Origin of the sequence: Flaviflagellibacter deserti, assembly GCF_042652085.1 — a bacterium.
Taxonomy (GTDB): Bacteria; Pseudomonadota; Alphaproteobacteria; order Rhizobiales; family Methylopilaceae; genus Flaviflagellibacter; species Flaviflagellibacter deserti.
Genome location: NZ_JBHSJF010000006.1, coordinates 868,482 through 888,212, shown reverse-complemented (window position 1 = coordinate 888,212; position 19,731 = coordinate 868,482). Strand labels below are relative to the sequence as shown.

At 66.2% G+C, this 19,731-nt stretch carries 22 protein-coding genes and 1 tRNA gene; 10 read left to right on the top strand and 13 right to left on the bottom strand.

Going from position 1 to position 19,731, the window contains the following annotated elements; genetic code table 11:
• Nucleotides 1-42 precede the first annotated feature (42 nt).
• The 3 genes from ACFPFW_RS11340 to gloB form a co-directional block, all read right to left on the bottom strand.
• A complete protein-coding gene (locus ACFPFW_RS11340; protein WP_379770758.1) occupies nt 43-564 on the bottom strand; it encodes a DUF6481 family protein in 522 nt (173 codons plus the stop codon).
• 100 nt (nt 565-664) lie between these two features.
• A tRNA-Gly gene (locus ACFPFW_RS11335) sits at nt 665-739 on the bottom strand.
• Between the two features lie 83 nt (nt 740-822).
• Nucleotides 823-1,581, bottom strand: coding sequence for a hydroxyacylglutathione hydrolase (gloB, locus tag ACFPFW_RS11330; protein ID WP_114957911.1), 759 nt, complete (start codon nt 1,579-1,581; stop codon nt 823-825).
• A 182-nt stretch (nt 1,582-1,763) separates the two neighbouring features.
• Between gloB and ACFPFW_RS11325 the strand changes: the two genes are divergently transcribed.
• Nucleotides 1,764-2,030, top strand: coding sequence for a hypothetical protein (locus tag ACFPFW_RS11325; protein WP_114957912.1), 267 nt, complete (start codon nt 1,764-1,766; stop codon nt 2,028-2,030).
• Nucleotides 2,031-2,085: 55 nt separating this feature from the next.
• Here ACFPFW_RS11325 and ACFPFW_RS11320 read toward each other — a convergent pair whose 3' ends face one another.
• Nucleotides 2,086-3,147: a class I SAM-dependent methyltransferase gene (locus ACFPFW_RS11320; protein ID WP_114957913.1), complete on the bottom strand. Its 1,062-nt coding sequence runs from the start codon at nt 3,145-3,147 to the stop codon at nt 2,086-2,088.
• 341 nt (nt 3,148-3,488) lie between these two features.
• Between ACFPFW_RS11320 and ACFPFW_RS11315 the strand changes: the two genes are divergently transcribed.
• Both ACFPFW_RS11315 and ACFPFW_RS11310 read left to right on the top strand, forming a co-directional pair.
• On the top strand, nt 3,489-3,785 hold the full coding sequence (locus tag ACFPFW_RS11315; RefSeq protein ID WP_162799742.1) for a hypothetical protein: 297 nt from the start codon (nt 3,489-3,491) through the stop codon (nt 3,783-3,785).
• Nucleotides 3,786-3,794: 9 nt separating this feature from the next.
• On the top strand, nt 3,795-4,553 hold the full coding sequence (locus tag ACFPFW_RS11310) for a methyltransferase domain-containing protein (protein WP_114957915.1): 759 nt from the start codon (nt 3,795-3,797) through the stop codon (nt 4,551-4,553).
• A 21-nt stretch (nt 4,554-4,574) separates the two neighbouring features.
• Here ACFPFW_RS11310 and metW read toward each other — a convergent pair whose 3' ends face one another.
• Nucleotides 4,575-5,228, bottom strand: a complete 654-nt coding sequence (metW, locus tag ACFPFW_RS11305) for a methionine biosynthesis protein MetW (protein WP_114957916.1) — start codon at nt 5,226-5,228, stop codon at nt 4,575-4,577.
• Between the two features lie 14 nt (nt 5,229-5,242).
• Nucleotides 5,243-6,436, bottom strand: coding sequence for a homoserine O-acetyltransferase MetX (metX, locus tag ACFPFW_RS11300; protein ID WP_114957917.1), 1,194 nt, complete (start codon nt 6,434-6,436; stop codon nt 5,243-5,245).
• A gap of 125 nt (nt 6,437-6,561) precedes the next feature.
• On the opposite strand from metX, the gene ACFPFW_RS11295 reads away from it, so the two are divergent.
• The 4 genes from ACFPFW_RS11295 to ACFPFW_RS11280 all read left to right on the top strand — a co-directional run bounded on the left by ACFPFW_RS11295 (nt 6,562) and on the right by ACFPFW_RS11280 (nt 10,159).
• Entirely contained in the window at nt 6,562-7,347 is a 786-nt protein-coding gene (locus ACFPFW_RS11295) for a chorismate mutase (protein WP_114957918.1), read from the top strand.
• Nucleotides 7,344-8,468 (top strand): histidinol-phosphate transaminase, encoded by a 1,125-nt coding sequence (gene hisC, locus ACFPFW_RS11290; RefSeq protein ID WP_379770751.1) that lies wholly within the window; start codon nt 7,344-7,346, stop codon nt 8,466-8,468. Before ACFPFW_RS11295 ends, hisC begins: the two co-directional genes overlap by 4 nt.
• Nucleotides 8,461-9,399 carry a prephenate/arogenate dehydrogenase family protein gene (locus tag ACFPFW_RS11285; protein WP_114957920.1) on the top strand — a complete coding sequence of 313 codons (939 nt, stop codon included), beginning with the start codon at nt 8,461-8,463 and terminating at the stop codon, nt 9,397-9,399. The genes hisC and ACFPFW_RS11285 overlap by 8 nt, the downstream gene beginning before the upstream one ends.
• Before the next feature lie 193 nt (nt 9,400-9,592).
• Nucleotides 9,593-10,159, top strand: coding sequence for a gamma-glutamylcyclotransferase (locus tag ACFPFW_RS11280; RefSeq protein WP_114957921.1), 567 nt, complete (start codon nt 9,593-9,595; stop codon nt 10,157-10,159).
• Here the strand turns inward: ACFPFW_RS11280 and ACFPFW_RS11275 are convergent.
• From ACFPFW_RS11275 to ftsE, 4 genes are read right to left on the bottom strand one after another with little or no spacing between them, the layout of a single operon-like run.
• Nucleotides 10,148-10,918, bottom strand: a complete 771-nt coding sequence (locus ACFPFW_RS11275; protein ID WP_114957922.1) for a lysophospholipid acyltransferase family protein — start codon at nt 10,916-10,918, stop codon at nt 10,148-10,150. The genes ACFPFW_RS11280 and ACFPFW_RS11275 overlap by 12 nt on opposite strands.
• The gene (locus ACFPFW_RS11270; RefSeq protein WP_114957923.1) at nt 10,915-11,577 is read right to left on the bottom strand and encodes a YdcF family protein; all 663 of its coding nucleotides are present in this window, start codon (nt 11,575-11,577) and stop codon (nt 10,915-10,917) included. The genes ACFPFW_RS11275 and ACFPFW_RS11270 overlap by 4 nt, the downstream gene beginning before the upstream one ends.
• Nucleotides 11,574-12,512: a cell division protein FtsX gene (locus tag ACFPFW_RS11265; protein WP_114957924.1), complete on the bottom strand. Its 939-nt coding sequence runs from the start codon at nt 12,510-12,512 to the stop codon at nt 11,574-11,576. The genes ACFPFW_RS11270 and ACFPFW_RS11265 overlap by 4 nt, the downstream gene beginning before the upstream one ends.
• Nucleotides 12,512-13,171 (bottom strand): cell division ATP-binding protein FtsE, encoded by a 660-nt coding sequence (gene ftsE / locus ACFPFW_RS11260; protein WP_114957925.1) that lies wholly within the window; start codon nt 13,169-13,171, stop codon nt 12,512-12,514. The genes ACFPFW_RS11265 and ftsE overlap by 1 nt, the downstream gene beginning before the upstream one ends.
• Before the next feature lie 155 nt (nt 13,172-13,326).
• On the opposite strand from ftsE, the gene ACFPFW_RS11255 reads away from it, so the two are divergent.
• Genes ACFPFW_RS11255 through ACFPFW_RS11245 form a run of 3 tightly spaced genes read left to right on the top strand, consistent with a single transcriptional unit; the run spans nt 13,327 to nt 15,025 of the window.
• Complete coding sequence (locus tag ACFPFW_RS11255) at nt 13,327-14,094, top strand: zinc-ribbon domain-containing protein (RefSeq protein WP_114957926.1); 768 nt, start codon at nt 13,327-13,329, stop codon at nt 14,092-14,094.
• The gene (hpt, locus tag ACFPFW_RS11250; RefSeq protein ID WP_114957927.1) at nt 14,091-14,645 is read left to right on the top strand and encodes a hypoxanthine phosphoribosyltransferase; all 555 of its coding nucleotides are present in this window, start codon (nt 14,091-14,093) and stop codon (nt 14,643-14,645) included. Before ACFPFW_RS11255 ends, hpt begins: the two co-directional genes overlap by 4 nt.
• A 2-nt stretch (nt 14,646-14,647) precedes the next feature.
• The gene (locus ACFPFW_RS11245) at nt 14,648-15,025 is read left to right on the top strand and encodes a response regulator (protein WP_114957928.1); all 378 of its coding nucleotides are present in this window, start codon (nt 14,648-14,650) and stop codon (nt 15,023-15,025) included.
• A 199-nt stretch (nt 15,026-15,224) separates the two neighbouring features.
• On the opposite strand, the gene ACFPFW_RS11240 is transcribed toward ACFPFW_RS11245, so the two are convergent.
• From ACFPFW_RS11240 to ACFPFW_RS11230, 3 genes are all read right to left on the bottom strand, one after another.
• Nucleotides 15,225-17,930, bottom strand: a complete 2,706-nt coding sequence (locus ACFPFW_RS11240; protein WP_379770743.1) for a TIGR02302 family protein — start codon at nt 17,928-17,930, stop codon at nt 15,225-15,227.
• A gap of 114 nt (nt 17,931-18,044) precedes the next feature.
• Nucleotides 18,045-19,313: a diaminopimelate decarboxylase gene (gene lysA / locus ACFPFW_RS11235; protein ID WP_114957929.1), complete on the bottom strand. Its 1,269-nt coding sequence runs from the start codon at nt 19,311-19,313 to the stop codon at nt 18,045-18,047.
• An 18-nt stretch (nt 19,314-19,331) separates the two neighbouring features.
• Nucleotides 19,332-19,727: an LptM family lipoprotein gene (locus ACFPFW_RS11230; RefSeq protein ID WP_114957930.1), complete on the bottom strand. Its 396-nt coding sequence runs from the start codon at nt 19,725-19,727 to the stop codon at nt 19,332-19,334.
• Between the last annotated feature and the right edge of the window lie 4 nt (nt 19,728-19,731).

Genomic DNA, 19,731 nt, shown 5'->3' with positions numbered 1-19,731 from the left:
TGGGTCGGTGGAAGGGTCGAACCCTCGGTAGCTCGTTGGCTTTCAGCCGCGCGCGACACGGCTTTTGCGGCTGGCGTACCGGGCGTCGCGGGCGGCCTTCTGCGCAGCCTCATCAACAACCACCTGCTTGATCCGCGCGGCCTTGGCAGCGTCGCGGGCGTTCTTCTCTTCGGCCAGCGCCTGTTCGGCAGCGACGCGCTCGGCCTCGATTGCCGCTTCGGCGGCGAGGCGTTCGGCTTCTTCCTGCTCACGCACGGCGGCGCGGCGATCCTCTTCGGCCTTGCGCACGGCTTCCTTCTCGGCAAGGCGGGCGGCGCGCGCCTCGGCAATGCGGGTGCGCTCGGCGCGGCGCTCGATCTCGGCCGCATCATCCTCGGCCGGACGGGTTTTGAACTTTTCGAGCAGCGCCTGTCTGGCGCTCGCTGCAGCGGATCGGCGGTCAGCGAATGTATCGTGCTTGGAAGCTGGCAAGTGTGGTGTCCAATTAAAGTGGGAAGATGAGAGGGAGTTACGGGCCGCCGACGGATCACAGCCGGGGCGGGTTTCCGTAGCGGGGAGCATCATGTAACCGCGCGGTAACCGGAGCCCTTCGCGAGCAATCCGCGACATGTAGGCCCAAACGAAAAAAGCCGTGGAGTCCCCACGGCTTCGATCGATGGGAAACTGGAGCGGGCGAAGGGATTCGAACCCTCGACCCCAACCTTGGCAAGGTTGTGCTCTACCCCTGAGCTACACCCGCACGCTTCAGTCCCGTCGCGGCGGGCGTGCCCGGCGCGAGGCGCGTTCTATGCCAAAGATCGCGGGGCATTGCAACGCGGTTTGTCAGAAATTGTTTTTGCGCTCGCGAACTTCCGCAAACACGGTTTCCGGCGAGGCTCCCGGTGTTCCGACGCCTGTCGCGACGGCCGGATCGTCGGCGCGCAGGAAGGGGCTGGTCGCCTTGTCGAGCCCGAGCTGGAACGGAATTGTCGGCTGGCCGGCATCCCGCGCGCGGGCAATGTCGGCGGCGCGCTCCTGCAGGGCCTTGTTGTGCGGGTCGACCGTGATCGCGAAGCGGGCGTTCGACAACGTGTATTCGTGGCCGCAATAGACCGAGGTGTCGTCCGGCAGAGCGCGGAGCTTCGAGAGCGAGTGCCACATCTGGGCGGGCGAGCCTTCGAACAGGCGGCCGCAGCCGAGCGCGAACAAGGTGTCGCCGGAGAACAGCAGCTTCTCCTTTGGGAAATGGAACGAGACGTGGCCGGAGGTGTGTCCCGGCGTCTCGTAGACGTCGGCGACCATCGGGCCGACCTCGACCTTGTCGCCCTCGCGTACCGTCCGGGTGAGGCCCGGGATCTTGTCCTGCTCGGCTTCGGGTCCGACGATGATCGGCGAATATTCGGCCGCGAGCTCCGGAATGCCGGCGATATGGTCGTCGTGCTTGTGGGTGATCAGGATGTGCGTCAGCCGCCAGCCATCGGCCTTGAGCTGCTCCCGGATCGGACCCGCCTCGGGTGCGTCGACGAGCATCACGGTATCTCCCTCGCGAACGATCACGGCGTAATTGTCGGCGAGGCAGGGGACGAGGCGGATATCGGGCATTGATTGTTTCCTTGCGCTTGCGCGGGAAACTGGGCTTGGCCGGGTTGAAGGTCAACTGGGCGGACGCGGAAAGAAATCATTCACCCTGCGAACGGGGCATTGAACCCGTTTCGAGGCGGCGCCGACCAATGGTCATCGAGGCCGCGGGAAATGGTTCCGGACGGTCTCTCCAAAGACCGAGGATGACCACGATGCTTCGCAAGATCATGATTTCCATGGCCGCAATCGCCGCTCTCGGCGCCGCTGCCGCCGCCCCGACCGCCGCTTCGGCCAAGGGCATCCACATCGGTATCGGCTTCGGCGGATACGGCTATGGCTACGGCCCGCATTACGGCGGCTATTACCCGGCCTACGATTACGGTCCGGATTTCTGCACCTTCAAGAAGGTGAAGGTGTGGAGCAACAAGTACGACCAGTTCGTCTGGAAGACGAAGAAGATCTGCTACTGATCCCGGTGGCACGATGACGAAAGGGCCGGCCCATGGGAGCCGGCCCTTTCTCGTTTCAGGCGCGTGCCTCAAACACCATGTTGAACGGCGTCTCCGTCGCGCGGCGGAAGTGCGAGAAGCCGGCGTCTAGAGCGACCTTCCTGAGGCGCGTCTCGCCCGCCTGGGCGCCCAGCGCCAATCCCACGTCCTGGGCTAGCGAGGCCGGGGTGCAGAGCATGGTCGAGGCGCCGTAATAGATCCGTCCGACCGGATTGAGGTTGTCCTTGAGCCTGTCGTGGGAGAACGGCTCGACGATCATCCAGGTGCCGCCGGACGCGAGCGTCTCGCGGACATGGCGGCCGGCGCCCACCGGGTCGCCCATGTCGTGCAGGCAATCGAACATCGCGACGAGATCGTAGTCCCTTGCCGGGAAATCGGACGCGGACGCCCGGTCGAAGGTGACGCGGTCCCCGACTCCCGCTTCTTCCGCGGCCGAGCGGGCTCGCTCGATCGAGGCTTCGTGATAGTCGAAGCCGTAAAAAAGGGACTTCGGATAGGCCTTTGCCATCAGGACCGTCGAGGCGCCGTGACCGCAGCCGACATCCGCGACGACGGCTCCTTCCTCGAGGCGCCTGGACATTCCATTCATGGCCGGAATCCAGGAGCTGACGAGGCTGGCATTGTAGCCGGTCCGGAAGAAGCGCTCCGTGCCGCGGAACAGGCACTGACTGTGTTCGTGCCAGCCAACGCCGTTGCCGCTCACGAAGGCGTCGGCGATTTTCGGCTCGTCCATCCACATCGCCTGGAGGATTTCGAACGCCCCGGCAAAGAAGGCGGGACTGTCCTCGTTGGCGAACACTGCCGCTTGTTCGGGAGACAGGCTGAACCTGTTCGTTTCGTCGTCATAGTCGACGTTGCCCGCCGCCGCCTGGGCGGACAGCCATTCGCGGACATAGCGTTCGCGCGTTCCGGTGCGTTGCGCCAGTTCTTCCGGCGAGACCGGGTCACCATCGGCCATCGCCTTGAACAGGCCCAGGCGGTCTCCGAGGACGACCAGGGGGCCCGTCGTACAGGCGCCGAGGTCGCCGACCATCCGGCCAACGAGTGCATCCAGTTTGTCGTGATCGGGCTCGCGCATGGCATCCTCCCCGGCCGTTCGGGTGCGTGTAGAGAACGCCGTCGTACGGCCGATCTTTGTGTGATGCGCTGATCGTGACACGGCCGTGTTTCGGGAGGATTTCGTCAGCCGGGCGGCACTCGGGCGGCACGTCGCCCTTCCGGACGATGCGATAGATGCTGGCCGGCGGGATATTGGCGAAAGCCGTCCTCAGATAAATCGGTTCCAGGCGGCTTGAACCTCGTCTCTGCTACCGATCGATAAGCACAGTACGAGATGCCGGCTGAAAGGTCGGCTTTTCCCTTGGAACAAAGGGGCGGCCGGACTATCTCCTGTAGCTGACGCATTACGGGATGGCTTCGATGATCCGGAAAATCTCCACTGCCTTCGGCTTGGCGTTTGTGATTGCTGCCACCGCGGCCCCCGGAATCGCCGATGCGAGCCATCGCCAGGGCAGGGAAGGCCGCGCCGCCCAGGCGATCTGGCCGAGCGAGCGGCCCTATTACGTCAACGATCCCTCGGTCGGTTGCTATCCTAAACTGGTCACGATCGACGGCCGGTATGGAAGCCGCCGGGTATGGGTAAAGAACATCCACTGCCTCGATCGCGAGCCCGACAACCTCATCTCGGATGTTATGAGGAACGAGGGACTCTACTAAGAGGCCCTATTGTCTCTCGACGTCGTCGATCTCCGCACCTTCTATCACGGCCGCCTCGGGCAGATGGCCCGGCGCGTCCTGCGCGCGAAACTGCGCGCGCGGTTCGCGGACGTCGCCGGCCTCCGGGTCCTTGGCTTCGGGTTCGCCGCGCCGTTTCTCGGGCCGTTCCGGGACGATGCCGAACGGGTGATGACCTTCATGCCGGCGGAGCAGGGGGTGATGCCCTGGGAGTCCGGCCGCGGCACGGCCTCGGCGCTGGTCGAGGAAGACATCTGGCCCTTGCCTGACGCGGCCATAGACCGGGTGATCCTCGTCCATGCACTGGAGAGCGCTGACGATCCTCGCGAAGTGCTCCGCGAATGCTCGCGGTGCCTGGCGCCGGGCGGCAAATTGCTCGCGGTCGTGGCCAACCGGCGTGGGCCGTGGGCGCGGATCGAATCCACGCCCTTCGGCCACGGACGCCCCTACAGCCGCGCACAGCTCTCGGCGCTGCTTCGCGAGTCGCAGTTCGCGCCGGTGACCTGGAGCGAGGCGCTGATGTTCCCGCCGATCGACAAGGGCATCGTGCTGCGCTCGGCGATTGCGCTGGAGCGGCTGGGCGGCCAGTTCTGGAGCCCGTTCTCGGGCGTCCACATCGTCGAGGCGGTGAAGTCGGTGTACACGCCAGTCCGCGCCAAAAGGAAGGCGGCTAAGGAGAGCCGCGTCAGGGTGCGCTCGCCGGTTCTGGTGCCGGGCGTGGGGATTCCGGTTCGGCGAGACGAGGCCTAGTTCCGACGGCGGAAGGGGTGCCTAGCCCCTGCTCAGCAGAAACACCGCCTGTGCGCCGAACAGGTTCCAGAACCACCATGGAAGGCGCAGGCCGACCGGTCGTCCCGAAACGTCGAGCGCGACGGCGCGTTCGATGTGAGCGCCGACCTCATCGCACAGATCGACGAAATCGCGGATCGTGCAGAGATGGATGTTCTGGGTGTCGTACCAGGTCTCGGGCAGCGTCTTCGTCACCGGCATGCGGCCGAGCGCGAGGAGCTGCATGCGCATCCGCCAGTGACCGAAATTCGGGACCGACACCACGGCGCGGCGGCCGATCCGCAGCAGGTTCTCCATTACCGCCCGGGGATGGCGCGTCGCCTGCAGCGTCTGCGACAGGATCACATAGTCGAAGGCATCGTCCGGATACTGGTCGAGATCCTTGTCGGCGTCGCCCTGGATGACCGAGAGGCCGTGGGCGACGGAATTGTTCACGCCGGACTGGCTGAGCTCGATCCCGCGACCGTCGACGTTCTTGCGGGAGACGAGCAGGCGCAGCAATTGGCCGTCGCCGCAGCCGACATCGAGGACGCGCGCGCCGCGCTGGATCATCTCTGCCATCAGGAGATGGTCGGGACGCGCGGTCTCTACCACAGGCGCGAACTCGGCGCGCATCGGAGCGCCCTCGCGGACCATTCTCGGAGAAACCATCAGCCCTCCGCCTCCGGAAGGCCACGCGCCTTGCCGGCACCAGCGAGGAAGCCGCGCGCGGTGGCGAAGAATTCCGGCTCGTCGAGCAGGAACGCGTCGTGCCCCTTATCGCTTTCGATCTCGACGAAGGAGACGTTCGCCGCGGCTGCGTTCAGCGCGTGGACGATGGCGCGGCTGTCGGAGGTCGGGAACAGCCAGTCGGAGGTGAAGCCCATCACGCAGAATCGGGTCTTGGTACCCTTGAAGGCGTTGGCGAGGACGCCGCCGTGGTCGGCCGCGAGATCGTAATAGTCCATCGCCCGGGTGACGTAGAGATAGGAGTTCGCGTCGAAGCGCTCGACGAAGCTCGATCCCTGATGGCGGAGATAGCTCTCGACCTGGAAGTCGGCGTCGAAGGTGAAGGTCGGGCGCTCGCGGTCCTGCAATTCGCGGCCGAACTTCCGCTGCAGCGCGGCTTCCGAGAGATAGGTGATGTGCGCCGCCATGCGCGCGACCGCGAGGCCCTTGCGGGGCACCGCGTTGTGCTCGAGATAGCGGCCGCCATGCCATTCCGGGTCGGCCATGACCGCCTGGCGGCCGACCTCGTGGAAGGCGATGTTCTGCGCCGAATGCTTGGCGGCGGTGGCGATCGGCATAGCCGCGAAGACCTTGTCCGGATAGCTCGCTGCCCATTCCAGCACCTGCATGCCGCCCATCGAGCCGCCGATGACGGCGAACAGCTGGTCAATGCCGAGGTGGTCGATCAGGGCGGCCTGGGCGCGGACGATGTCGGGGATCGTCACCAGCGGGAAATCCACGCCCCAGGGGCGGCCGGTCGCCGAATTCATCGACGACGGGCCGGTCGTGCCCATGCAGCCGCCGAGGACGTTCGAGCAGATGACGAAATAACGGGTCGTGTCGATCGGCAGGCCCGGGCCGACCATGGTCTCCCACCAGCCGGGCTTGCCGGTCACCGGGTGCTCGTTGGCGACATGCTGGTCGCCCGTCAGCGCGTGGGTGACAAGGACCGCATTCGACTTGTCGGCGTTGAGCGTGCCGTAGGTCTTGTAAGCGACCTGATAGGGCGAGAGGCTGATGCCGCAATCGAGCTTCAGCGGACTTTCCGGGCCGAAGCGTGCGACATGGCTCTGTGGCAGGTCCGCTTCCCGGCGGGCTGCTTCCTTGATCGACTCGACGACTTTCGGCCTGGCCATAGCGCCGGGCATCCTTCCTAGGTGCGGGCGACAGATAAGGTGTCACGCCGGTCTGAAGTCAACGTTTCTTTGACTTCCGGCATCAGCGGCGTATTGAGTGCGCCCCTGCTCACAAGCCAGACGCCATGAACGACACGCCCAAGACCCTCGACGACTTGCGCCACGAGATCGACCGGATCGACGATGCGATGCATCGCCTCCTGATCGAACGGGGCGGCATCATCGATGCGCTGGTCCGGGTGAAGCGCACCGGCGAGACCGGCTCGGCGTTCCGGCCCGGCCGCGAGGCCGACATGATGCGCCGCCTCGTCGCCCGCCACAGCGGAAGGCTGCCGTTCTCGGCGGTCGAGAACATCTGGCGGACGATCATTTCCGGCTTCACCCATGTGCAGGCGCCGTATGCGGTGCATGTCGACATGTCGTCGGACCCGGCCGGCATGCGCGATCTCGCGCGCTTCCAGATGGGCTTCGACGTGCCGCTCATCGCCTATGACAGCGCCGACGCAGTGGTTTCCGCCGTCTCCGCTTCGCAGGGCGATCTCGGTCTGATCGGGCTCGGCGTCACGCGCTCGCCGTGGTGGCTGAACATCGGTCCCGGCAAGCCGCAGGTGATGGCACGCCTGCCGTTCCTGATTTATCCGGACCGCCCGGCCGCGACGCCTGCGGTGGTGATCGCGAAGCCGCTCGGCGATGCCGCCGTCGATGAGATCGCGGTGGTCGCCGCCGATTTCGCCGCCGCGCCACCGGCCGGCATGTTCGACGTGATCACCGAGACCGTCGGCGGCGATCGATGGCGAGGTCTCGTCGCCATCCCCTCAGCACGAGTACCCGAGGGAGCGGTCCGCGTCGGCAGCTATGCCCAGCCGATCGACCTCGCCGACACCGCGGCCCCTGCCGCCGCGGCAGGATGACAGAAATGCTCAGCCAGCCTATCCGCCCGGTGCCGCGCCCGGGCATTCTCGACATCGAGCCTTACGTCCCCGGCAAGTCCACCGGCGCGCCGGGCGTCAACCGCATCTTCAAGCTCTCCTCGAACGAGACGCCATTCGGGCCGAGTCCGCGCGCGATTGAGGCCTATACGGCGACGGGCGCCAAGCTCTCGCTCTATCCGGAAGGCACGTCGAAAGTACTTCGCGAGGCGATCGGCAAGGCGAACGACCTCGATCCGGCGCGTCTGGTCTGCGGCGCGGGCTCCGACGAACTGCTGAACCTGCTCGCCCATGCCTATGTCGGTCCGGGGGACGAGGGTCTGTTCACCGAGCACGGCTTCCTCGTCTACAAGATCGCGATCATGGGCCGGGGCGGGACGCCCGTCGTGGTTCCCGAAACCGGCTACACCGCCGATGTCGACGCAATCCTCGCCAACATCACCGAGCGGACGAAGATCGTCTTCATCGCCAATCCGAACAACCCGACCGGCACCTATCTGCCGGCGGAAGAGGTGCGGCGCCTGCATGCCGGGCTGCGCCCCGATATCCTGCTCGTCCTCGACGCCGCCTATGCGGAATATGTCCGCAAGCCGGACTACACCGACGGCCGCGAACTGGTGGACGAGTTCGAGAACGTCGTTGTTACCCACACCTTCTCGAAGATCTTCGGCCTCGCCAATCTGCGTATCGGCTGGATGTATGGGCCGGAGGCCGTGGTCGACGTGCTGAACCGCATCCGCGGGCCGTTCAACGTATCGGGCGCTGCGGTCGCGGCCGGCGTCGCCGCCCTCGATGACACGGCGCATATCGAGATGTCGGTCGAGCACAATACGAAATGGCTCGAATGGCTCGACCTCGAATTGTCCAAGCTCGGCCTCCACGCGACGCCGAGCGTGGCGAATTTCGTGCTGATCCATTTCCCCGAGGAGCCGGGCAAGACGGCGGCCGACGCCGACGAGTTCCTGTCGACGCGCGGCCTGATCCTGCGCCGCGTTGCCGCCTACGGCCTGCCGAACGCGCTCCGGATGACGGTCGGCAGCGAGGAGGCGAACCGTTTCGTGGTGGCAGCCCTGGCCGAATTCATGGGAGCGCCGCGTGGCTGAACCTCTTTTCGGCCGGCTGGCGCTGATCGGTATCGGCCTGATCGGCTCATCCATCGCGCATGCGGCACGGCAGAACGGGCTCGTGAAGGAGATCGTCGTCCAGACGCGCTCGCAGAAGACGCTCGACCGCGCGCGTGAGCTGGGCCTCGGAAATGCCTACACGCTTGACCCGGCCGAGGCGGCCGACGGCGCCGACCTCGTCATCGCCTGCGTGCCGGTCGGTGCGTCGGAGCAGGTGGCGAAGGCGATCGGTCCGGTGCTGAAGCCCGGCGCAATCGTGTCTGATGTCGGCTCGGTTAAGACGTCGGTCGTGAAGCAGATGGGGAACTATCTGCCGGCCGACGTGCACTTCGTCCCGGCGCATCCGATCGCAGGCACCGAGCATTCCGGCCCGGATGCCGGCTTTGCCGAGCTGTTCCAGAGCCGCTGGTGCATCCTGACGCCGCCGGAGGGCACCGACCCGAAGGCCGTCGAGAAGCTCGCCGCCTTCTGGCGTGGCATCGGCGCCAATGTCGAGGTGATGTCGGCGGAGCACCACGACCTCGTGCTCGCCATCACCAGCCATATTCCGCATCTGATCGCCTATAACATCGTCGGCACCGCCGCCGACATGGAGGAGAGCGTCCGCGCCGAGGTGATCAAGTTCTCGGCCTCCGGCTTCCGCGACTTCACCCGCATCGCCGCGTCCGACCCAACGATGTGGCGCGACATCTTCCTGCACAACAAGGATGCGGTGCTGGAAATGCTGGGCCGCTTCACCGAGGACCTGACGGCGCTCCAGCGCGCGATCCGGCGCGGCGACGGCAATACATTGTTCGACCTATTCACGAGGACACGCGCGATCCGTCGCGGCATCGTCGAGATGGGGCAGGATACGTCCGAGGCCGATTTCGGCCGCCGCCACGGGACGGGGACGCCGGCCGGGGAGTGAGGGATTGCCCGCCGTCATGCTCCCGCTCGACCGGAGCATCCACATCATCGCCATGGATCCTCCGGTCAAGCCGGAGGATGACGATTCGGGCTATGAAAAGCCGTGACTGGCATGTGGTTTGCCTTGATCCCGCCGTCAGCCAAGGCTTAGCTCGAAGAAGGCGGAGATTCGCGAAGCTCCGCGCCCGCAGGTAATGGACGCTTCTACAGATCTTTGGATTTTCGGGTACGGCTCGCTGATGTGGCAGCCGGGATTTGCCTTCGATGAGGCAAAGCCGGCTCGGCTCGTCGGGGCGCACCGGTCGCTCTGCATCTTTTCCAATCATTGGCGCGGCACGAAAGAGCAGCCGGGTCTGGTGCTCGGGCTCGACGCCGGCGGTTCATGCCGTGGCGTCGCCTTCCGGGTGGCCGCCGAGCGGGCGCACGAGACGCGCGCCTATCTGCACGAGCGTGAGCTCAGGAATTACGTCTATCGCGAGGTGATGCGGCCCGTCCGGTTCGAGGACGGCAGCCGTGAAGTCGCGCTGGCCTATGTCGCGGACCGCCGCCACCACCAATACGCGGGGCGCCTGACGCGGGAAGAGAGGCTTGCGCTCGTCTCGCAGAGCCGGGGCGAGGGCGGGCCGAACCGCGACTACGTCATCAACACGGTGACGCATCTTCGCCATATCGGTGTCTGCGATCCGGAGCTCGAATGGATGGCCGAGCGACTGGGCAGTGAGCCCTGCTCGATGGCAGCTGGCGGTCGGCTACTGGGCTGACTTCGTCTTCGGCGGCGCGATCTCATTTTCCGGGATGCCTTCGCCGCGCGTGCGGGCTTCCGCGATCAGGCGCGCGGTTGCCGTCTCGATCCGATCCTGCAGCAGGGTCCGGAAAGTGTCACGGTCGAGGCCCGGCGGGATCGGTTCGAGGAATTCGAGCGTGGCAGTGCCGGGATAGCGCTTGAGCGAGCGGCGGGGCCAATAGAGGCCGGAATTGACCGCCATCGGAACGCAGAGCGCGTCGAGTTCCGAATAGAGATGGATGACGCCGAACTTGTATTCCGGCGGCGCGCCGGGCGGCCGGCGGGTGCCTTCGGGATAGATTATGATCTTGCGGCCCTCGGCGATCGCTTGCCTGGCCTTGATCGTGATCTCGCGCAGCGCGGCCGACTTCGCGCCTCGGTTCACCGGGATCATGCCGGTCCGCGAAGTGTACCAGCCGAACAGCGGCACCCAGTTCAGCTCGCGCTTCAGGATGAACGCGAACTGGCCAAGATAGGGAACGGCGGAGAACGTCTCCAGCGCCGACTGGTGCTTCGCGGCGATGATGCAGCCGCCGTCTGGCAGATGCTCGAGGCCGCGCACCTCCAGCTTGATTCCGGCGACGTGGTGCATCAGCCAGATCGTGATGTTGGCCCAGGCGCGGGCAACCCAGAACGCGCTTTCGCGAGTGACCAGGAACGGCAGGCCGAGCACCGCCATGATCAGGAACAGCGAATAGGCCAGGATGTTGAAGGCGATTGCGCGGAGGACGGTCATGACTTCTTCGGTTCGTCGTCGGCGATCCGCGGGGCGACGCGAACCTGGATGAGGGCGGCGAGGTATTTGACATATTCCGTGGCGAGCAGGCGGAAATTCGCCGGCTCCCCCCACCATGTCTCGCTGCCGGCATTGCCGGTGATGACCGGATACGGCAGGAGGATCGCTTCCGGAATGACGCGCTGGAGTTCCAGCAGCGAGCGCCGCATATGCCAGCCCGACGTCACCACGATGACGGTCTGGAAGCCGTGGCGCCGGATCCACTCGCGGGTCTCGACGGCGTTGCCGGCGGTGTTCAATGCCCGGCGGCCGAGATCGACGCAGCAGTCGAGCCAGCGTTTGGCGCGGGGATAGATGCGCACGATCTCCGCGCCGGTGGTTTGCGGATCGACGCCGGAGATCAGAAGCCGGCGGGCGCGGCCCTCGGCGAGCAGCTCGGTTGCCTCGGCGATGCGTTCGGCTCCGCCGGTCAGGACGACGATGCCGTCTCCCGAAACATTGGCCGCGGGTTCATCCCGAGGGATTGTCGCGACGAACGCGATGAAGCCGCCCACGAGCGCGAGCGCGCCGATGCTGCCGACGATGACGGCGATCTGCACAAGGCGCTTCAGCAAGGACGGCGGCCGGGGTTTCGTTCCCGTGCCTTCTTCACCGGTCAATCGAGCCGCCTCAGATGTGCCATCACAGTGAGCCGCGAGGTCGCGGCGGTCAGGACGCCGATGAACAGCGCCAGAACGACGATGCCGATATAGCCGCTCAGGCTCATGCTGTAACGGCCAAAGAGCAGACTTCCTGCCGCATCTCCTGACCCCCCAAGGAGGTCGGCAGCCAGGAAGAACAGGATGGCGAGACCGCCGCCGATCATCGCTCCGCGTAGCCCCAAACCGAGAAAGCGGCGGGCGAAGGCTCGGGCGACATAGCCGTCGCGCGCACCGCAGAAATGCAGCACCTCGACAACGTCCTTGTTGCCGGAGACCGCGCCACGCGTGGCGAACAGCACGGAGAGCGCGGTGGCGAGAATGACGAGCGCGAGGATCGAGATGCCGAAGCCGGCGAGCGTGTTGCCGGTCAACCGCAGGCGGTCGAGCCAGGCGGTGTGATCGTCGAGGCTCGCGCCGGGTATTTCGGCCGAGAGGCGGTTTCGCAGGCCCGCGAGGTCGGGTTGCCGGTCCTCGGCCGTACGCACAACGATCAGGCGCGGTGTCGGGAGGTCGCGGATATTCACGCCCGAGCCGAGCCACGGTTCCAGCAAGGCCGCCATCTGCGCGTCGCTATAGGCCTGGGCGCTGGTCACGCCCGGCGTCGCCCGAGCGAGCGCCAGAGCCTGCAAGACGGCCGCGTTCATGTCGCGGCCGTCGGCGGGCCGGATCTGGATCGTCACTTCGCGCAGGACCTGCGACTGCCAGCCGCGCGCCGCATCGCGGACGATATCGACCGCGCCGACCGTGAGCGAGGCGAGAAAGCTCATGATGGCGATGATCACGATCAGCGCGCTGCCCGCGAGAGAAGCGCCCGGCACCAGAGGCGGCGAGCGCCGGCCTTCGCCCGGCGAAAGCGGCGAAAGACTGGAGAGGCGGGAGGAGAGCGGACTCATCAATCGTAAATATGAAGGCGGCTGTCGCTGAGGACGAGTCGGCGTGCATCGTACAGGTCCATCAGGGCAATGTCGTGCGTAGCGATTAGCACGGACGTGCCCGATTTGTGCAGTTCGACGAACAGCCGGAGCAGACGGCGGGCGAGGTGAGGGTCGACGTTGCCGGTCGGCTCGTCCGCGAGCAGGAATTCGGGACGGCTGATCACGGCGCGGGCGATCGCGGCGCGCTGCTTCTCGCCGCCCGACAGCACCTGCGGATAGGCGTTCACCCTGTCACCGAGCCCGACCCAGCGGAGCAGTTCGACGACTTCGGCGCGGTAGATGCTCTCCTCCCGGCCCAGCACGCGGAGAGGCAAGGCGACGTTCTCGAACGTGGTCAGATGGTCGAGCAGTCGAAAATCCTGGAACACGATGCCGATGCGGCGGCGGATGTCCGGCAGGTCGCGGCGGGTCAGGGTTGCGGTGTCCCGGCCAAAGATCGAGATCAGCCCTCGCGTCGGCTTGAGCGACAGGAAAAGCAGCCGCAGAAGAGACGTCTTCCCGGCGCCAGACGGGCCGGTCAGAAACTGGAACGAGTTCGCATCGATCTGGAAGGAGAGATCGCTCAGGACCTCGGGACCAGGCCCATAGCGCAAACCGACGTTTTCGAACCGGACCACTTTTTCCGACCTCTCGGAAGGGACTTCACCTGCTTCCGTAAGCAGATATCCGTCAGCTTAACCGATTGTTAACCGCGCGCGCGCGGGATGGCGGGCGGCATCAACCGATTTGCCGCCTGCGGGCATGTTCATGCGCTAAGACGAGTCGCGACGCCATGCTTATCACCTGTCCCGATTGCGTAAGCCAGTACGAGGTCGAGCCTGAATCGCTCGGCCCGGACGGTCGCATGGTGCGCTGTGCGGAATGCGGCGCGAAATGGCGCGTGATGCCGGAGACCGATCTTGCCGCAGAGGAGGAGATCGAACCGGAGATGGTCGAGCCGGTCGCGGCGTTCGACTGGGATGATGCCGAATATGAGGAGGACGAGGACGACGAGGAGGACGTGCCGGAACCCGTCGCCGCCGCGCCCGCACCGCCATCGCCGAAGAAGCCGAGGCGCCTGCTTCCTCCCATCCGAATCGAAAAACCCCGGACGACCACGGCGGCAACGATCGCGGGCGTGGTTCTGGTGATCGCCCTCTTTGCGGGGCGCGACAAGGTTGCGTCCGTATTCCCCGATCTCGCTTCGCTTTACGCTGTGGCCGGTATTCCGGTGAATTTGCGGGGCCTCGATTTCCACGACGTCGAGACGTCCGAGACGATCGAGAATGGCGTTCCGGTTCTCGCGGTCACCGGCTCCATCGAGAATGTCTCGAAGCAAACGGTCGAGGTGCCGCGCGTGCGGCTTGCGGTGCGGGCCACGAGTGGCCGCGAAATTTATGTCTGGACGGCGATGCCCTCGAAGCCTCAACTGGCGGCTGGTGATGTGCTGCCCTTCGCCGCGCAGCTGGCTTCGCCGCCGGCCGGGGGCAGGGACGTCTCCGTCCGCTTCCTTAATCCGCGTGACGCGCAGTTCAATGTGTCCGCCCGGGTGAATCAATGAGTTTGACTGTCCGGCCGCTGTTCGAAGCCGAGGTTCTCGCCAAGCGTATCCACGAACTCGCGAGAGAGATCGCACTGGCGGACCACAAGGACCTCCTGGTCATCGCGGTCCTGCGCGGCAGCTTCGTCTTCGCCGCCGACCTGATCCGGGCGATGCACGATGCCGAGCTCGCGCCGCAGATCGAGTTCCTGCAGCTCTCGAGCTACAAGACGGGCACCACGTCGACGGGCTCGGTGGACGTCGTGCGTGACATCGACAGCGATGTGACCGGCCGCGACGTCATCCTCGTCGACGACATTCTCGAATCGGGACGGACGCTCGCTTATGCGAAAAACCTGCTGATACAGAGGGGAGCGCGCGAGGTTATGACCTGTGTGCTGCTCGACAAGCCGGGCAAGCGTACCGTGGATATTAACGCCGATTACGTCGGGTTCGAATGTCCGGACTATTTCGTGGTTGGTTATGGAATGGATGTTGCTCATTCATATAGACAATTGCCGTTCGTCGGCGTCGTCGAGGAAGACGGCGTGACAATCACCGGAGGACCGTAAGAATGGCCCGTATCCTCGTTGTCGACGATGAAGACTCGATCCGGAGCTTCGTCCATCGCGCGCTGGAGCTCGACGGCCATCAGGTCACGACGGCCTCAGACGGCGCCGAAGCGCTCGACAAGCTGATCGCCGAACCGGACGGCTATGAATTGCTGCTCTCCGACATCCGCATGCCGCTGATGGACGGCATCGCGCTGGCGCTTTCGGCCGCGCGCGATTGCCCGGACATGACGATCCTGCTGATGACCGGCTTCGCCGATCAGCGCGAGCGCGCGTCGGACCTCGAAGCACTGATCCATGACGTGGTGACGAAGCCGTTCAGCCTGGCCGATATCCGCGGCGCGGTGGACGGCGCGCTGGAGTCCCGGAAAGCGGCCTAGGCGGGATCGGCCGGGTGTGTCTCGGGGTCGCGAAGCGGAGTCCGTGACCCACACTCCGAGCGCTAACGGATGTTGTCCTCCGGCTTAACCGGAGGAGCCATATCGGTCCTGCCGTATTTCCGGGCTCGGCTTCGCCGCCCCGGAAAAACGCACCGCCCGAATGTTTCTGTTGAGATGGAGCTTTGGCAAATCTTTGCCATCAATCCCTCAGCAGACGCTCCAGATAATCCAGCTCGTCCTGCGGGCGCGTCGGCTCGCTGACGCGGCGGCGGAGCTCTTCCTGTACGCGACGGGCGCGCTGGGCGTCGATCTCGCCGGGTACGCGGACTGTCGAGCCGGGATCGTAGCGGCGGGAGCGGGTCGGACGGCCGAGCGGATCGGTGTCGTCCTGCGTGGCCTGCTGGCCCTGGCGGCGGCCGCCATTCGGCTGGCCTTGATTGCCGGCCTGGCCCTGCTGGCCCTGTTGCTGCTGCATCTGTTCGGCCATGCTCTGGGCGCCCTGACGGAGCGCGTCGAGCGCGCGGCCCTGCGAGCCGAAGGCGCGGCCGGCATCGCCCTCGCCGAGCTGGCCCTCGGCGGAGCCCATCTCCTTGCCGGCATCGCCGAGCGAGTCATTGCCTTCAAGGCCCTGGGCCTGCATGTCCTTCAGGAGCTGTTCGAGCCGCTGGCGGAGCGCGCCCTGGCGCTCACCGAGGCCGCCCATGCCCTGATCGCCTTGGCCGCCCTCGCGTCCGCCGGCCTGCTGGCCCGGATCGCTGCCGGGTTCGCCCTGCTGGCCTTCGCCCTGTTGGCCCATCTGGCCCTGACCCTGTTGCTGGCCGCGTTGTCCCTGCTGCCCCTGCTGCCCCTGTTGTCCTTGCTGGCCGCGCTGGCCCGGCTGCCGCTGGCGGAAGGTCTCGTCGCGGAGCTGGCTCTGCTCGCGGATCATCTTGCCGAGTTCGTCGAGCGCCTTGGCGGCGGCCTCCGAACCCTCGTCCATCTGCCCCGGCGCCTGCTGGCTGCGCTGGAGGTTGTTCATCAGCTCCGAAAGTTCGGACAGGAGATCCTTCGCGGCCTGCTTGTTGCCGCCGCGGGCGAGGTCCTCCATCCGGTCTAGCATCTTCGCCAAATCCTGCGGCGTCAGCAGCTTGGCCCCTGGGGGCAGTTGCCCCGTCTGGCGATTGGGGTTCTGCTGCATCTGCCGCGCCATCTCCTGCAGATATTTGTCGAGCGCGGCACGGAGATCATCCATCAGCTTCTTGATCTCTTCGTCCGGCGCATTGCGGTCGAGCGCGTCGCGCAGCGCCTTCTCGGCGGCCTTGAGATCGTTCTGCATGCCCGGCAGATCGCCGTCTTCGAGCTGTGTCGCGATCTCCCAGAGATAGTCGACCACGCCGCGCAGATCGTCGTCGGATTTCGCGCCGGCGAGCCGCCAATAGGCCGAGCGCAGGCCGAGATAGACGCCATTCGAGGGCGTGAAGCGCTCCGGATAGAGCGCCAGCGCGTCGAGCATGCTGAGGACGCCGGTCTTCTGCTCGGCGTCGAGCGCCAGACGGCGGCGTTGTTCGATCAGCGCGCGCGCCACAGGATGGGTGAAGGGTCGGGCCGGCAGCACCGTTTCGAGCGTCTCGCTCCGTGCGTTCTGGCCGGGCTCGTCCTTGGCGACGAGCGTCATGCGCACCCGCGCACCGGCCCAGGGATGATCGATGACGTCGATCGCGGTCGCGGAATCCCCGCCTCGGCCCTGCGGCAAAGCGAGCTTCACCTCAGGAGCGCCATAGAGCGGTCGCGGCGGCTTGACCTCCTTGCCGGGGAGCGCGCGGGGCGGTGCGAGCGCGATTTCGGCATTGGCGGCGACGATCCCGTAATCGTCCGAGGCGGAGTATTCGACGTTCAGCGCGCCGTTCTCGTTCTGCCGCGGTTCGGTGCGGAAGGCGATGGACGGCGGATTGTCCGGGATGACCGTAAAGCGCCAGACCAAGGGCTCGCCGGTCGGACGGGTCACGGTGACATCGGCGTCGTTGTCGAGCGCATAACGCTGCTCCGCGATCCCTTCGCCGGGATTGGCGGGCGCGCCGGGCGGGGCTTTCGCCATTCCGGGCACCTTGTCGTCAGGGTTCAGAACGCGCGCATTCGGCGCGGAAACCTCAGTGCGGCCGCCGCCGGTACGAACGACCAGGACACTGCCGGCCGGAACGCTGTGAATGCGATCCGCCTCCGGCATCACGGCCCGTTCGGCGTCTTCCTGCTTGGCAGCGGTGAGGAAGATCGGCGCGCGGCCGGTATAGGCCGGCGGCGTCACCCAGGCGTCGAGGCGAGGAGGGGCGGATCCGATCGCCGGCGTGTGCCAGTCGAAGGCGGACAGCAGGCGCGGTCCGCGCTCGGTGCCGGCGGCGATGAATGCGACCAGAGCGGCGAGGATCGCGAGGAAACGAAGTGCGCGGGGATCGCGCTGGGCGAGGCCAGGAGCGGCGAAGCCGGCGCGAAGATCGCGAGCCGCCTCCAACGCGCGGGCGCGGTGAACGGCCCAGAGCGCGCGGGTGACCGGATCGTCCGGCTGGTTTGCCAGAGGGTCGCCGAGCGCGGTGGCGGGGCGATGGTTATGGCCGCTGGCGCGATCGATACGGGCGAGGGCAGACGCGCGGTTCGGCGAGGACAACCGAGTGAGAGGGAAAAGAGCGTAGAACAGCACCGCGCCGAACAGGACGACACCGGCGATGCGGCCATAAGGCGATATGAGGTCCCAAAAGCCAAACCAGGAGATCGCGGCGAAGCCGAGAAGGACGGTGCCGGCGGCGGCCAGTGGGGGCCACAATCCTTCCCAGAGGAGTGCGGCACGGGCGCGCTGCATCAGGGCATCGAGCGCCCTCGGGCTTTCGCCGAAGGGAGGCGGTGATTTCGGGGCGGAGTTGCCGTCGCCCGTCACGTGGCTGAACTCTCCATATGTAGAAGAGTAGCACGGACTTGGGCGAAGACGAGGCGTCAGCCTGTCCTAGGGCAGACTAAAGTGTAACCAAGTGTGCAGAACGGGTATGCGCGTCTAGCGCAACCAGGTCGGGATGCGGTCGAGGCCGATCAGGTCTTCCAGCGGCGGACGCGGGCGGATCACCGCCATTTCGGGGCCGCGGACCAGCACTTCCGGCACGAGCGCCCGCGTGTTGTAGGTCGAGGACTGGGTGGCGCCATAGGCGCCCGCTGTCATGACCGCGACGAGGTCGCCCCGCTTCAGCGGCGGCATGGACCGGTCGAGGGCGAGATAGTCTCCCGTTTCGCAGACCGGTCCGACCACGTCGGCTCTGATGCGGGCGACGGCCGGCTCCGGCTCGGCAACCGGCCAGATGTCATGATGGGCGTCGTAAAGCGTCGGACGGATCAGGTCGTTCATCGCCGCGTCGACGATGACGAAGCTCTTCGCCGAGCCCTCCTTCACATAGATGACGCGGGTCAGCAGGATGCCGGCATTGCCGGCGATCAGGCGTCCCGGTTCCAGCACGATCTTCGCGCCGAGCGAGGAGAGATGCTTCTTCACCACGTCCGCATAGTCGTCGGGCAGCGGTGGCGGCTGGTTGTCGAGCTTGTAGGGGATACCGAGCCCGCCGCCGACATCGATGTGGTCGATGATGTGGCCGTCGGCGCGCAGCGTGCCGACGAGATCGGCCATCAGCGCGAACGCGGCGTCGAACGGTTCGACCTCGGTGATCTGGCTGCCGATATGCATGTCGACGCCGGTGACCGCGATCCCAGGTAGCTTGGCCGCTTCCGCGTAGACCGCGCGGGCATGCTGGAACGGAATGCCGAACTTGTTCTCGGCCTTGCCGGTCGAAATCTTCGCGTGGGTCTTGGCGTCGACATCCGGATTGACGCGAAGCGAGATCCGGGCGGTCGCTGCACGCTCGCTGGCGATGGCGGAGATGCGGGCGAGTTCCGGTTCGGACTCGACGTTGAAGCAGAGAATGCCCGCGTCGAGCGCGGCCGCGATCTCCTCGTCGATCTTGCCGACGCCGGAGAAGGTGATGCGTTCGCCCGGGACGCCGGCGGCGAGCGCGCGCTTCAGCTCGCCGCCGGAGACGACGTCCATTCCCGCGCCGAGCCGCCCGAGAGTGGCGAGAACGGCCTGGTTGGAGTTCGCCTTGACCGCGTAACAGACGAGCGACGGCATGCCAGCGAAGGCTTCTGCGAAGACGCGGTAGTGCCGCTCCAAAGTCGCGGTCGAATAGACGTAGACGGGAGTTCCGACCTCTTCCGCAATGGCGGCGAGGCTCACATCCTCGGCATGGAGGATGCCGTCACGATAGGCGAAGTGATGCACGGGCTGGAGCCCTCGGGCTCATTGAACGAGTGGATCGAGCGGGAACGAATTGTTCGACGATTTCATCGGCCTGGTGCGCCCCGGCGCCGGCGGCACCATGGTCGCCGACGGCTTGGCTTGGTAGGCCCAGCCCTTCACATAGCCACCCGAGGTCGGAGCCGATTTGTCGAGCACCGGACCGGTGCCGAGCGCCATCGCCTCGACTTCATCACTGTCGTTGTTATTCCTTTCGGCGACATCGCTGTTCGTCGATATCGTCGGAGTGGGAACCGTGAGGGCTGACTTCTGGACGGGCGGCGGCGGAGCGAGCTGGGCATTCGGCGGCGCCTCGAGCGCGCCGCGACGGCCGCAACCGGCGACGACGAGCAGGATCGCCGTGAAAACCACGCCGGTCACGATCGTGCGGCGGTTCATGGCC

Bases quoted from the DNA above. Each gene is read 5' to 3' on its own strand.
- ACFPFW_RS11320 (WP_114957913.1), bottom strand. From the start codon at position 3,147: ATGCGCGAGCCCGATCACGACAAACTGGATGCACTCGTTGGCCGGATG.
- hisC (WP_379770751.1), top strand. From the start codon at position 7,344: ATGACAGAAATGCTCAGCCAGCCTATCCGCCCGGTGCCGCGCCCGGGC.
- ACFPFW_RS11265 (WP_114957924.1), bottom strand. From the start codon at position 12,512: ATGAGTCCGCTCTCCTCCCGCCTCTCCAGTCTTTCGCCGCTTTCGCCG.
- ACFPFW_RS11340 (WP_379770758.1), bottom strand. From the start codon at position 564: ATGATGCTCCCCGCTACGGAAACCCGCCCCGGCTGTGATCCGTCGGCG.
- ACFPFW_RS11275 (WP_114957922.1), bottom strand. From the start codon at position 10,918: ATGACCGTCCTCCGCGCAATCGCCTTCAACATCCTGGCCTATTCGCTG.
- hpt (WP_114957927.1), top strand. From the start codon at position 14,091: ATGAGTTTGACTGTCCGGCCGCTGTTCGAAGCCGAGGTTCTCGCCAAG.
- ACFPFW_RS11280 (WP_114957921.1), top strand. From the start codon at position 9,593: ATGGACGCTTCTACAGATCTTTGGATTTTCGGGTACGGCTCGCTGATG.
- ACFPFW_RS11325 (WP_114957912.1), top strand. From the start codon at position 1,764: ATGACCACGATGCTTCGCAAGATCATGATTTCCATGGCCGCAATCGCC.
- metX (WP_114957917.1), bottom strand. From the start codon at position 6,436: ATGGCCAGGCCGAAAGTCGTCGAGTCGATCAAGGAAGCAGCCCGCCGG.
- ACFPFW_RS11230 (WP_114957930.1), bottom strand. From the start codon at position 19,727: ATGAACCGCCGCACGATCGTGACCGGCGTGGTTTTCACGGCGATCCTG.
- gloB (WP_114957911.1), bottom strand. From the start codon at position 1,581: ATGCCCGATATCCGCCTCGTCCCCTGCCTCGCCGACAATTACGCCGTG.
- ACFPFW_RS11245 (WP_114957928.1), top strand. From the start codon at position 14,648: ATGGCCCGTATCCTCGTTGTCGACGATGAAGACTCGATCCGGAGCTTC.
- ACFPFW_RS11255 (WP_114957926.1), top strand. From the start codon at position 13,327: ATGCTTATCACCTGTCCCGATTGCGTAAGCCAGTACGAGGTCGAGCCT.
- metW (WP_114957916.1), bottom strand. From the start codon at position 5,228: ATGGTCCGCGAGGGCGCTCCGATGCGCGCCGAGTTCGCGCCTGTGGTA.
- ACFPFW_RS11295 (WP_114957918.1), top strand. From the start codon at position 6,562: ATGAACGACACGCCCAAGACCCTCGACGACTTGCGCCACGAGATCGAC.
- ACFPFW_RS11315 (WP_162799742.1), top strand. From the start codon at position 3,489: ATGATCCGGAAAATCTCCACTGCCTTCGGCTTGGCGTTTGTGATTGCT.